This window comes from Candidatus Enterovibrio altilux, assembly GCF_002381345.1.
Taxonomy (GTDB): domain Bacteria; phylum Pseudomonadota; class Gammaproteobacteria; order Enterobacterales; family Vibrionaceae; genus Enterovibrio; species Enterovibrio altilux.
On sequence record NZ_CP020660.1, the window covers coordinates 783323 to 796849 of the forward strand.

Here is a 13527-nt window from a genome sequence, read left to right on the forward strand (position 1 = left end):
TCATGAATTTTAGTGTTGTCATTCTAGCTGCGGGCAAAGGCACTCGCATGTACTCAAACATGCCTAAAGTGCTTCATGCACTTGCAGGCAAACCGATGATTAAGCATATAATTGACACTTGCTACTCATTGAGGTCGCAACAACTGCATTTGGTTTATGGTCATGGCGGTGAAGGCATGAAGACAATGTTTGCCCACGAACCAGTCAATTGGGTGCTTCAAGCGGAACAACTAGGCACGGGACATGCAGTTAACCAAGTAGCAAGTAAGTTTGCTGATAAAGAACAGGTACTTATTCTTTATGGTGATGTTCCTCTGATAAGTGAACAGACTATTAAGAATCTTCTAGACGCCCAACCTGATGGCGGCATTGCGTTGCTAACAGTGGTATTGAATGAACCATCTGGTTACGGTCGCATTGTTCGTCTTAATGGTTCTATAGTTGCTATTGTCGAAGAAAAAGAGGCCTCCCAAGAGCAAAAACTCATTAAGGAGATCAATACTGGTATAATGGTAGCAACAGGTGGTGATTTGAGACGGTGGTTATCAGCGCTTAATAATGAGAATACACAAGGCGAATATTACCTTACTGATGTGATTAACATTGCGCACAATGAAAATCGTACAGTAGCAACAGTACAGCCTGAAAGGACTATTGAAGTTGAAGGTGTTAATAACCGTATTCAACTTGCACGTTTAGAGCGTGCATTTCAAGAAAAAAAAGCTGAAAAGTTACTCAAAAGTGGTGTCATGTTGCGTGACCCTTCCCGTTTTGATCTTCGAGGCCAAGTCCAATGTGGTATAGATGTCGAAATCGACGCCAATGTGGTTATTGAAGGGACAGTGAAGATTGGTGACAACGTAATGATTGGTGCGGGTTGTATATTGAAGGACTGCGAAATTGACGATAATACGGTTGTGCACCCTTATAGCATTATTGAAAGTACTTCTATTGGTAAAGATTGTACTGTAGGTCCATTCGCCCGCTTACGCTCTGGTGCGGAACTGGTGAGAGACTCTCACGTAGGTAATTTTGTTGAAATTAAAAATGCTCGGTTAGGTAATGGTTCTAAAGCGAATCACTTAGCATATATTGGCGATGCAGAAATTGGTGATCGAGTGAATATAGGTGCTGGTGCTATTACGTGTAATTACGATGGTGCAAATAAACATAAGACCATCATTGAAGATGATGTGTTTGTTGGTTCTAACAGTCAATTGATTGCACCTATTACTATCAAAAAAGGCGCAACCATTGGTGCCGGTACAACATTGACAAGTAATGTTGAAGAAGGTCAATTGGTTATTCGCCGTGCAAAATCTCGCACGTTAGAGGGTTGGAAACGACCAGTTAAAATAAAATAATTTCATTAAATCATGGTTTTATTTTCTAAATCAGATCTCTAACTGACCAATTTACTCTCTAAACAAAGAGGTGCATTTGAAATTTAGGTTTCTATACAACTATAACTATAAAACAACAAACTTACAGTAATATAATCAGACTTTAATGAATCGTAGTCCACTAATATTTTAGATTAATGAAAAAATTATTCAGATGTTTGGTCAAACTGAGTAGAGCAAATCGTAGGAGACCTCCGTTATTTAGCGACTTAGCCATTGCGACTGGCCTCATGGTCAAACGAGTATTTTCAGTATCGTTTAGAGATCTATCAAGGTTCATGAACTCTGCTTTAAACTTGCTCAATTGCCATTGTCATGCCCTCACTATTTATACTTTTAATAAAGGAACCATCCAGTGCTTAACCATTGATTTTACAGGGCTCAAAGTTTACGGTAATGACGAACGGCTAGTTTGGCGTGAGTTCATTTAGTAAAATGTATAAATACACATGAAATCATTGCTGCTAAGTTAAGCTCATTAAATGTGACTAACGGTGCAGTGCTACCTAACTTACTCAAACATATTCACCGGAGAACCCATGAAATATTAGGCAATGTTATGAAACCAATCATATTAGACGAGCAATGCTACTCATGTCATCAAAAAAAGCAACTATTTGAGAACGATCTTATCCGCGTAATTTAGCAGTTCTTTTCCAGCAGTAGTACAATTTAAATTAGCATTATAAAATGAGGTATGATTACCATGACCATTTCCTATCAAAAACCCCAATGATTCGAGTAATGAAACTCCTTGAAGGCACATTAAGCCTAAGGGCTTGCCATGCCCAAATTGGTGCAACCTATGCCATGATACAAGCGTTGGATAAGCTGGTAGAGTTAAGTGAGCTAAAAATGAAAACATACACAAAATAGTTATTCATGTTGAAATTAGTTATTTGAACTCGAGTTAGGAAACAAAACTTAAAGCATTTGAAAACATCGTAAACGAGCTGTTTTTGCATGGAAATAATTGAATAGCTAACAAACTAGAAATAGAGGGTTGACGACCTTCTGAATCCGCCATATTATACGCGATTCTATTCAAGCATAGTCAAGTAGTAGGATAGTCATCTTGTAATATTAGGCATCTATATGTAAATATAAGTACTCCTTATTAACGATGTGAGTATAGCTTAGCAGAATAGAATATTTGGCTACGCATTAGGCGGTTATAAGTTAAAAATTTTTACACGTATTATCTTTATTTTAAGTGACTATAAAACTTAGTTTGCGGAAGTGGCGAAATTGGTAGACGCACCAGATTTAGGTTCTGGCACCGCATGGTGTGAGAGTTCAAGTCTCTCCTTCCGCACCATTATTTAGGAATCATGCTTCACTGCATGATTACTGTTGGGATATCGCCAAGCGGTAAGGCAGCGGCTTTTGATGCCGCCATTCCCTGGTTCGAATCCAGGTATCCCAGCCATATTTTATTTGGCTACGTAGCTCAGATGGTTAGAGCACATTACTCATAATGATGGGGTCACGGGTTCGAATCCCGTTGTAGCCACCACTTATTTCAAAGCCTTCTACTTTAAACATATAGACACACTATCAAGTGTCTAACAGCAAAGACCTTTACTTGAAAAAAATTTGCGGTGGTGGCGGAATTGGTAGACGCGTTAGCTTCAGGTGCTAATATCCTAACGGATGTGAGGGTTCAAGTCCCTTCCTCCGCACCAACTTTATTTACTTCGCTTTCATAACATTAATGTTAAAAACATACAGAAGAAATACACTTAATAGTTACGTTAAGTTTAGGTTCTGGTGTCATATACTATAAAAATTTAAATTTTTCCTTCCGTACCATACAAAAAATAGGTTTATGGCATCAAGCTTTGTGTTTATATGTTTTGTTATCTTTTTTGACTTTGTTTTTTAAATTTTGGTTTAGACAGCAAGCTTAAACATAATTCACTATTAGATAAGTGCTTGTATTTTAGGTATTCCTCTCCTATAAGTTTATTTAATCCTTTTATTATTGCATAGATTTCACCAACCAGAGCATTACAATCCCTTAGACTCAATGTTCTTCCGAATAGCTTTTTAACTCTAAACATTACCGTTTTTGATAGGAAACGGTTATTGTAACTATACCTCATTTCATAATGCTAATTTGAACCGTATAATTGCTGGTAACTGATCGCTAAATATAACTTACGCTATATTCTACGTTTACCATCTGGACTATATTTTTTTACTTTTTATTCATCTTCCCCGTAGAATCAATGGCTAAGTGCTGAATCATTTCTTTAGTTTTCGTCTTGAACGCGACATTAAACGTTTTGGCGCACTTACTAATGTATGAATAATAATGACATGACAACGGCAGAAGAGCCAGTTTGAAAACATAATTCATAAATCTTAGCAGACCTCTCAATGACATTGAAAATACACGCTTAACCATGAAAACCGTCGTAATTATTACGTTGCTAGATAAATGAGGGTCTCCACGATTACCTTGCTTAGTTTGACTCCATCGCTGAATGACTTTTTCATTAACCACAGTGTTAGTAAACCAAGATTAATTCAAGTTTAATTATATTACCCTCAGTTAGTTGCATGATAATTTAAGCCCCCTAATTTAGATACTAAAGTTATTTTTTATCATAATGATATTAAACTTACTGCACAATTAACACGGAGTAAAAGTCGCTTATCAAATGGCAGTAAATCATATTTAGGACCATAATTGTATTGTGGTTGAGTATAGTTCAATAATACTCGCTGTTATTCTGTCACTACATCAAAAATGCAGCGTAATTATGATCACTAACTTTCTTAATATTGCGCAAGCTATCTAAAAGCGAGTCTACATTATTGAAAATAAGAGGCACTTGGGATACAAACTTCTAAGCATTTCAGGAAAAAATAGCAAAACAAGCATTGTGTGCATATGATTTTTATCGATTCTTTGCTGGACGGGTAGCCTGGATGTAAATCGAGGGCAATAACTTTAAATTAGCTTATTGGACTTAGCCAAGTAATAGCTGAAGTATTTTGAGGAGTGATTGTAATGATTGAGTCAAGGAAGATCGAATGGAAAATTCATACTTACGAATTACTTTAACAAAAAATTACACTATTTATCACCAATAATGATATCCACAGTGCCACAAAACTTATTATTACAAAATAGGCATAGAGGTGTTCAATACTCTCAATTAAATACGGAGAAATTTATGTGCGGAATTGTTGGCGCGGTGGCGCAAAGAGATGTGGCGGAAATTTTAATTGAAGGTTTACGTCGATTAGAATATCGTGGTTATGATTCTGCAGGCTTAGCAGTTATTAATGATCAGCATCAACTCAATCGTTTACGCAGCTTAGGAAAAGTGCAGGTATTATCAGATGCACTAGACGCACAGCCTATAACTGGTGGTACTGGCATAGCTCATACTCGGTGGGCCACACATGGTGAACCGAGTGAAAATAATGCTCACCCGCACATATCTGGTGAACATATTGCTGTTGTTCATAATGGCATTATTGAAAATCATGAATCCCTCCATAATACCCTTGTTCAACGAGGCTATATTTTTACGTCTAAAACTGATTCTGAAGTTATTGCGCATCTTGTTCATTGGGAATTAGCGCAAGGTGATTCATTACTTGAAGCCTTCCAGCGGACGATTAAACAACTAGAAGGTGCTTATGGTACTGTTGTGTTGGATCGACGTGATCCTGAACGCTTGATTGCTGCTCGTTCAGGTAGCCCATTAGTAATTGGTTTAGGTATCGGTGAAAATTTTTTTGCTTCTGATCAACTTGCTCTTTTACATGTTACTCGTCGTTTTCTTTTTTTAGAAGAAGGGGATATTGCTGAGATTACTCGTCGTAATATTTATATTCACGATGTCGAGGGGATGCTGGTTGAGCGAAACGTCCAAGAATCGACGGTTAAGCATGATGCAGCTGATAAAGGCCCTTACCGCCATTACATGCAAAAAGAAATTTTTGAACAACCAAAAGCGATTATAAGTACTCTTGAAGGTCGAATCAATGCTAATTCTGTATTGATCGAAAGCTTAGGTCACGGTGCAAAAAAAATTTTTCAAAAAGCCGAACACATTCAAATCATTGCCTGTGGCACCTCTTATAATGCTGGTATGGTCGCGCGTTATTGGTTTGAGTCTACTGCTGGCGTAAGTTGCGATGTCGAAATTGCATCGGAGTTTCGCTACCGAACTTTCGTTACTCGCTCAAACAGTTTACTCATCACGCTTTCGCAATCGGGAGAAACCGCAGACACGCTTGCAGCACTTCGATTAGCGAAAAAGCGCGGTTTTATGGCGACGATGACAGTATGTAATGCTGCTGGTTCTTCATTAGTGCGTGAGTCTGATATCGCCATAATGACGCGTGCTGGCACCGAAATAAGTGTTGCATCTACTAAGGCGTTTACGACACAGCTCACAGTATTGCTGATAATGGTAACGGCACTAGGAAAACAAAAAGGTACTGTGAGTGCAAAAAAAGAAGCCGAAATCATAAGAGCGTTGCATCTCTTGCCTGCACACATTGAGCAAGCACTGATGTTTGATAAACGAATTGAAGTATTGGCTGAAGGATTTGCCGATAAGCAGCATGCATTATTCTTGGGACGAGGGGAATTTTATCCTATAGCAATTGAAGCTTCATTGAAGCTTAAAGAAATTTCATATATTCATGCTGAAGCTTATGCCGCAGGAGAATTAAAGCATGGGCCTTTAGCCCTTATTGATGCAAACATGCCTGTTATTGTAATCGCGCCTAACAATGAGCTGCTAGAGAAACTGAAATCGAATATTGAAGAAGTGCGTGCGCGCGGTGGTCAATTATATGTCTTCGCGGATGAGTCTGCTGGGTTCCAAGCAAGTCAAGGTATGACCATTATTACAATGCCACATGTTGAAGAAATATGTGCACCTATTTTCTATATTATTTCTATGCAACTGTTATCTTATCATGTAGCCCTGATCAAAGGGACAGATGTTGATCAACCACGTAATTTAGCGAAAGCTGTAACAGTTGAGTAAATGAAATGATTATCTCCTGATTCAAATGCAGATAGCAAATCCAAACATAATTCACTGTTAGATAATCATTTTTATTTTAGGCACCTTAGTCTTATCAGCTTACTTAACGCTTTTATTGTGGAAGAGGTTTATTAATCTGAGCATTATAATCTCTTACGCGCAATGTTCTTCCGAGGAGTTTTTTAATTCAAAATATTACCGTCTCTAATAGAGAACGCTTATAGTAACCATACCTCACTTTCCAATGCTTATTTGAACCGTATAGCTCCTGATCACTGACTGCTCAATTACGCGGTTGACTCTCCCTGTCCCATCAATGCCATGCTTTTCACTTCCATTCGCTTTCACCGTAGACTTTTAACTCCGTAGAATTAATGGTTAAATACTGTATGATTTCTTTTGTCTTCATTTTGAACATAATATTAAACATTTTAGCTGATTAATGCATGAATAGTAAGCACATTACAACGGCAGTTGAGCAAATTTTAACATAGAATTAATGAATCCTTGCAGACCTCTCAATGGCATTGAAAATACATATTTAACTCTAAAAACCGTAATAATGGCTAAGTCACTACACAAGTAAGGTCTCCCATGTTTACCCTGCTTAATGTGATTTCATAACTGAGTGGCTTCTTCATCAATACAGAATATTAGTGAGCCACTATTGATTAAACTTAATTATATTTTTTTCAGTTGGTTGTTTAATAGCTAAACTTTTCCATGAACCCATATTTTTAAGTAAACTTAATTGTTCAAATCGTAGATCAAGTATAAATAATACCAGCTTAATAATAAGTCATATACATTTTAGATCAGTCATATGATATGGATTATTTAAAAAAAAAAGGACTTGGTTGAAATAGTCGCTCTACATCTGGGATATATTTTTTATCTACCAAGAACATCACCACGTGATCATCTTGTTGTATAATAATTTTATCATGTGCAATTAGAACTTCCTCTTCCCTAACTATTGCCCCAATTGTTGTGCCTGGTGGTAGCTTTATCTCACCTATAGCACGCCCAACTACTTTAGAATTACTAGCATCTCCGTGTGCAATGGCTTCAATGGCTTCAGCTGCACCACGACGGAGAGATGATACGTTAACAATATCAGCTTTACGTACGTGCGTTAGCAACGCTGAAATTGTTGCTTGTTGTGGTGATATTGCGATATCAATAACACCGCCTTGTACCAAGTCAACATAAGAGCCACGCTGGATAAGCACCATCACCTTCTTAGCACCAAGGCGTTTTGCCAACATGGCTGACATAATATTGGCTTCATCTTCATTAGTTACCGCAATAAAAACATCCATCTGATCGATCTGCTCTTCGCTCAATAGCTCCTGATCGGCGGCATCACCACAGAATACAATTGTATTTTCTAAAATTTCTGATAGATATTCTGCACGCTTTGGGTTGCGTTCAATCAATTTGACGCTGTATGCACACTCAAGGCTTCTTGCTAAGGCAGCACCAATATTACCACCACCAACAATCATTATATGATTATATGGTTTTTCAAGACGTTGTAGTTCACTCATTACAGAGCGAATGTGATTACTGGCTGCAACAAAGAACACTTCATCATCTGCTTCAATGATAGTTGTGCCCTGTGGACGTATCGGACGGTCATGACGGAAAATAGCGGCAACACGGGTATCAATATGCGGCATATGTTCACGAAGAGCTGAGAGAGCGTTTCCGACCAGCGGGCCACCATAATATGCTTTTACTGCCACTAGGCCGACTTTATTATCGGCAAAGTTCACTACCTGTAATGCACCAGGATATTCGATCAAACGATGAATGTAACGCGTCACTAATTCTTCTGGGGCGATAAGGTGATCTACTGGGCAAGCATTGACTTGAAATAATTGTTCTTTGGTAGCAAGGTATGCAGGGCTTCGGATTCGTGCGATACGATTAGGAGTATTATACAGGGTAAAGGCCACTTGGCAAGCAATCATATTGGTCTCATCAAAGTTGGTGACAGCAACTAACATATCAGCGTCCTTTGCGCCTGCTGTTAGCAGTGTGCCCGGGTGACTTGCATAGCCTTGAACTACCCTCAAATCATATTTATCTTGTAGTTCTCTGAGGCGCTCGGGATTCTTATCTACGATAGTAATATCATTATTTTCACCAACTAAATTTTCTGCCAATGTCCCGCCGACCTGCCCAGCCCCCAAAATAATGATTTTCATAACGCTTGTATGACCCTCAATATATTTTGACTTGCTATAATTAACAGCAAAATGATTTTTTTATATTTAATAAAAAATCGTAAATTATAAAGTTTTGCTGATTGTGGCGTAGTAAAAACCATCCATGTTTTCTTGTCCAGAAATAATTTGGCGTCCTGGTGCGTCTGGTGTACCTATTTTAAGAGTGGCATTATTTGTGCGTGCAAGAAATGCGGCAATTTGTTCTCCATTTTCTTGTGGCGCAATTGAGCACGTCGCATACACCAGCGTGCCACCAGGTTTTAACTGTGCCCACATTGCATCTAAAATTTCAGATTGAAGTGATACTAGTCGTGTAATGTCATCAGCACAACGTAGCCATTTGATATCCGGGTGACGGCGGATAATGCCAGTTGCTGAACACGGTGCATCAAGCAAAATGCGATCAAATTGTTCGCCATGCCAACAATCAGTTGGATAGCGAGCATCGCCACAAATAACCTGAGCTTTAAGTTTTAAACGGGTTAAATTTTCTTTTATACGAGTCAAACGAGTCGAATCAACATCCATCGCAATCACTTTGACGCCGTTTTGGTGCTCTAATATATGGCATGTTTTTCCGCCCGGAGCTGCACAACAATCCAAAATTAATTCACCTGATTGTGGATTAAGGTAGTTAATTGCAAGCTGTGCGGCGGCATCCTGCACAGAAACTAAACCATCAGCAAAGCCAGGAAGTTCTAAGACACCACACGGAGAAGCAAGCATGAGTGCATCGTTAGCTTCCGAGTGAGTGTAAGTCTCTGTGCCATTTGCAGTTAGAAGAGTTCGATAACTATCACGTGTGTTGTGAACGCGATTTATGCGTAGCCACATGGGTGCTTTTGCATGGTTGGCTTCAACCACTTGTTCCCACTGTGTTGGGTAAGCGTTCTGCAGTAATGCCAACAACCAGTCTGGGTGATTGTATTTACCTGAAGCATGGGTTACCGCAGCGGTATCTAAAATTTTTTGGTTGCGCTGATAACTGCGCAAGACTGCATTAACCAAACCATGCAGCTGAGGTTTTTTTAATACTTTGGTCGCATTAACTGTTTCAGCAACAATAGCATATAGTGGAATGCGCATGAAGGCCATTTGGTATAGACCAACTAAAATCAAGTGGTGGAATACACGTTGTTTACCTTTCAGTGGTTTATTCATCAAACTTTGAGTGATGGATTCAAGGCGAGGAAGCCAACGAAGTACACCGTAGCAGATCTCTTGCAATAGTGCGCCATCTCGTGGTAAAATTTTTTGTTGAGCTGATGGTAGTACTACAGTTAATGATTGCCCTTGATCTACCACTTGATAGATAACCTGTGCGGCAACAGCTCTTACATTCATAAAGGTACCTGCGTCAGGGAGTGCTCATAATTCAAAACTTACCTACAAAAAACTTATTACGAGCCACTAGCAAAAACTAGCAAGCTCGTTTCCAAATTATAGAGTATTACCAGGTACAAACCATTCTCGTCGGGAATTCAAAATATCCGCTGCACTCATTTCTTTTTTACTAGGTGGCTGAATTGAAGTGAGACGTAATATGCCATTACCAGTTACAATACGAATACCTGTTTTATCAGCAGACAAAATAATACCCGGTGCATAATCACTCTTTCCTGGTTCGGCTTCTGCATTCCACACTTTAATGTTATGTTCAACACCATGTACAGTCACAAAAAAATAACTCATTGGCCATGGATTAAAAGCACGAATACAACGTTCAATTTCAACAGCACTTAGCGTCCAATCCACCAAAGCTTCTTTTTTGCTGAGTTTTTTCGCGTAGTTTGCAAGTGCATCATTTTGTTTTTCAGCTAAAGAGCGGCCACTTGCAATATCATTTAAACAATCAATCAGTATATTTGGCCCTAATTCAGCCAACCGTTCATAAAGCGTAGCACTAGTCTCTTTCTCTTCAATACTGAGGGTTGCTATTCTTAGCATGTTGCCAGTATCAAGGCCTTCGTCCATCTGCATGATAGTAACTCCTGTTTCTACATCTCCCGCCCAGATAGCACGCTGAATGGGTGCTGCACCACGCCAACGCGGAAGAATGGAACCATGAGCGTTAATACAACCTAATCGAGGTATTTTTAATACTTCCGTTGGCATAATCAAACTGTAAGCTACAACAACCATGATGTCGGCTTCAATAGCGGCTAATGTTTGTTGTGCGTCTTTAGATTTCAAACTCGTAGGCTGATAAACTGGAATATTTTTTTCTATTGCCAACATTTTTACGGGACTAACTGTTAATTTCTTCCCCCGATTTGCATGACGATCAGGCAGCGTATATACCGCGACCACGTTATGATGTGAAGATAATAATGCTACTAAATGCCGAGCAGCAAAATTCGGCGTACCAGCAAATATAATACGTAATGATTGGTTCAAGAAAACCTCAGTTGGTTCTTCCGTTAGTGCGTTTTATTTTTTCGAACTTTTGTTTGATACGTTGTTGCTTCAATGGTGACAGATAATCGACAAATAATTTACCTTTTAAATGATCAAGTTCGTGTTGAACACAGATTGCTAGCAGATTATCAGCATCAAATTGAAACTCTTTGCCATGGCGATCAAGCGCTGTCACCGTCACTTCTGATGCACGAGATACCAATGCGCGAACGCCTGGTATAGATAAGCAACCTTCCTCAATACCATCTTCTCCTCGTTTATCTAGAATGACAGGATTAATCAGCACTATAGATTCATTCCGATAGTCAGAAATATCCATTACAACGATACGTTCGTGAATATCGACTTGCGTCGCCGCAAGGCCAATACCTTCTTTTTCATACATTGTTTCAAGCATGTCATTGATAACTTTTTGAAGTTCTAGTGTTATGCTTTCTACTGGCTTCGCCACGGTGCGTAAGCGATCGTCCGGGAAGGTCAAAACCTGCAATAGACTCATAAATGTCTCTTAAATAGGTTGCTTTGTGCCATATCCAGCCTCAATGATTGGGCTAATTTTAGACATTTTGCAAATCAAATGACAGCATCAAAATAGAAAGCATACTTTTGGAAACAAAGAATATTTTAAAAGCTGATCATACTTCATTTGATGGATCTGAGTATTATTTCCTACATCAGGGAACTCAATCATCAACCTACGATCTAAACAACTAGGTTCACCTACAGTATTTAGGTCTATAGACAAGTTTCGCTACACAATAAATTAACTAAAAAAAGTCTAATCAAGCTTTAATTAATCATGACTGTATTTCTCAATTCTAGTTCAGATAGCAAACTTTAACATGATTAACTAATAGGCAAGCGTTTTCATTTTAAGCATACCTAGCCCTGTTAACGTGTTTAGCTCTTTTACCATAACGTAAGTTTCACTAATCTGAGCAATATAATCCCTTAGGCTCAATGTTCCCCCTTAGGAATCCTTTAACTCGAAACATTGTCGCCTTTAATAAGGAACGTTTATGGTAATTATACCTCATTTCCCAATGCTAATTTGAACCATATAACTTCTGGTAACTAACCGCTAAATTACACAGATAACCTCATTCCCAAAAAGTTGCTCTTTTTCTTGATGAGATGAGTGAAACTGCTCGTTTAAGACAACTCGTCCCGTAACATCGTCTAGAGTCGTAAGCACCATCGCCCAATGTTTTATTAATTCTTCAGCGGGTCTATTTGAGTAAGTGAAGTGGAACTGCACCATAGGTCACATTTTATGCACTTAACTCAGCAGCAATTATTTCATGCGTAGTTATATTTATCCCCAAATATAACTTTCATCAAACTCGACGTTTATCGTCAGTCCAATGCTTTTTTACTTTCCCTCTCTTCTTTACTGTAAATTTTTAACTCGGTAAAATCAATGATTAAGCAGTGGATGGTTCCTTTTATCTTCTGCTTGAACGCGACATTAACTGTTTTAGTTTACTTACTAATGCGTGAATGATGAGGGCATAACAGCATCAGTTCAGCATGTTTGAACAGAAAATTAATGAATCCTTACAGATTTTTTAATGGCATTACAAATACGCATCTAGCCACGAGAACCGTCATAATAGGTAAGTCGCTAACTACATGAGGCCTTCCATGATGACCCCCCCATTTAGTTTGATTCCATAACTAAATGACTTTTTCATCAAACCAGAACATTAGTGAACCACTATTAATTAAAACTTAACTATACTGCTTCCAGTCAGTTGTTTTGTAGCGAAACTTGTTCATAGATCCAAATATTTAAGTTAGTCTAGCTATGCTTCAAGTGTAGGTTACTAATTTAGTCCACTCATTTAAGAGATAAAATTTATCTAAACTCGGATTGGGAAACAAAGCCTCTGGACGGATATATTTTAGTCAGTAAAATATTCATTTACTATTTTATAACAATGAAAACTTTTAATGTCGATTATAGTAAAATATCATGAAAGTTACGCAAGCAATGCAGAAAATTTTAAAATTTTTATTGACTTCACAACTTAATCGTGTAAAATTCATTTTTTAATCATATAAATAATTTATTTTGTATTAGTGTTCTTTAATAATTTAGCTTATATAATTTGTGTAAGTACTTGTATTTTTCAATAGACATAATATTTATCAGTAGACAGTGCAACATAAGATAACTAGATTCGTCAGAGTAAGCGCATCAATACGGTCAATGTGATTTTATTACATAGGAAAAAATAATTAAATATAAACTTAACCTTTTCTTTATAATAAAATTTAAATTTATTTGAAGAGTTGAATTATAACTAAGATTAAGCGCTACAACAGGCCTAACACATGCAAGTGTAACGGTAAGATTTTAGGAGCTTTCATTTACTAATGACGAATAGCAAATAAATTATTAATAACTAAACACTTACCATTAGAATAAAAAATAATTTTTAAATATTT

Annotated in this window: 6 protein-coding genes, 4 tRNA genes and 4 pseudogenes; 7 read left to right on the top strand and 7 right to left on the bottom strand. The window is 37.9% G+C overall.

Annotated elements, in window-relative coordinates; translation table 11 throughout:
• Window positions 1-2: 2 nt before the first annotated feature.
• The 6 genes and pseudogenes from glmU to BTN50_RS03385 all read left to right on the top strand — a co-directional run bounded on the left by glmU (window position 3) and on the right by BTN50_RS03385 (window position 3088).
• Window positions 3-1364 (top strand): bifunctional UDP-N-acetylglucosamine diphosphorylase/glucosamine-1-phosphate N-acetyltransferase GlmU, encoded by a 1362-nt coding sequence (gene glmU, locus BTN50_RS03360; protein ID WP_096619029.1) that lies wholly within the window; start codon window positions 3-5, stop codon window positions 1362-1364.
• A gap of 145 nt (window positions 1365-1509) precedes the next feature.
• Window positions 1510-2279, top strand: a pseudogene (locus BTN50_RS03365) (transposase).
• A gap of 357 nt (window positions 2280-2636) precedes the next feature.
• A tRNA-Leu gene (locus BTN50_RS03370) sits at window positions 2637-2721 on the top strand.
• Between the two features lie 36 nt (window positions 2722-2757).
• Window positions 2758-2832: transfer RNA gene (locus tag BTN50_RS03375), tRNA-Gln, on the top strand.
• A gap of 10 nt (window positions 2833-2842) precedes the next feature.
• Window positions 2843-2919 (top strand) — tRNA-Met (locus BTN50_RS03380).
• A gap of 82 nt (window positions 2920-3001) precedes the next feature.
• Window positions 3002-3088 (top strand) — tRNA-Leu (locus tag BTN50_RS03385).
• Between the two features lie 294 nt (window positions 3089-3382).
• Here BTN50_RS03385 and BTN50_RS03390 read toward each other — a convergent pair.
• A pseudogene (locus BTN50_RS03390) lies at window positions 3383-3935 on the bottom strand (transposase); the annotation flags it as partial.
• A gap of 653 nt (window positions 3936-4588) precedes the next feature.
• On the opposite strand from BTN50_RS03390, the gene glmS reads away from it, so the two are divergent.
• Window positions 4589-6424, top strand: a complete 1836-nt coding sequence (gene glmS, locus BTN50_RS03395; RefSeq protein ID WP_096619030.1) for a glutamine--fructose-6-phosphate transaminase (isomerizing) — start codon at window positions 4589-4591, stop codon at window positions 6422-6424.
• Between the two features lie 71 nt (window positions 6425-6495).
• Here glmS and BTN50_RS03400 read toward each other — a convergent pair.
• The 6 genes and pseudogenes from BTN50_RS03400 to BTN50_RS03425 all read right to left on the bottom strand — a co-directional run bounded on the left by BTN50_RS03400 (window position 6496) and on the right by BTN50_RS03425 (window position 12801).
• Window positions 6496-7096: pseudogene (locus BTN50_RS03400) on the bottom strand (transposase).
• A 161-nt stretch (window positions 7097-7257) separates the two neighbouring features.
• A complete protein-coding gene (gene trkA, locus BTN50_RS03405) occupies window positions 7258-8637 on the bottom strand; it encodes a Trk system potassium transporter TrkA (RefSeq protein WP_096619031.1) in 1380 nt (459 codons plus the stop codon).
• 84 nt (window positions 8638-8721) lie between these two features.
• A complete protein-coding gene (gene rsmB / locus BTN50_RS03410) occupies window positions 8722-10002 on the bottom strand; it encodes a 16S rRNA (cytosine(967)-C(5))-methyltransferase RsmB (protein WP_096619032.1) in 1281 nt (426 codons plus the stop codon).
• A 96-nt stretch (window positions 10003-10098) separates the two neighbouring features.
• Window positions 10099-11055: a methionyl-tRNA formyltransferase gene (fmt, locus tag BTN50_RS03415; protein ID WP_096619033.1), complete on the bottom strand. Its 957-nt coding sequence runs from the start codon at window positions 11053-11055 to the stop codon at window positions 10099-10101.
• A 7-nt stretch (window positions 11056-11062) separates the two neighbouring features.
• Window positions 11063-11575, bottom strand: a complete 513-nt coding sequence (gene def, locus BTN50_RS03420) for a peptide deformylase (protein ID WP_096619034.1) — start codon at window positions 11573-11575, stop codon at window positions 11063-11065.
• 351 nt (window positions 11576-11926) lie between these two features.
• Window positions 11927-12801 (bottom strand): annotated as a pseudogene (locus tag BTN50_RS03425) (IS5 family transposase).
• Between the last annotated feature and the right edge of the window lie 726 nt (window positions 12802-13527).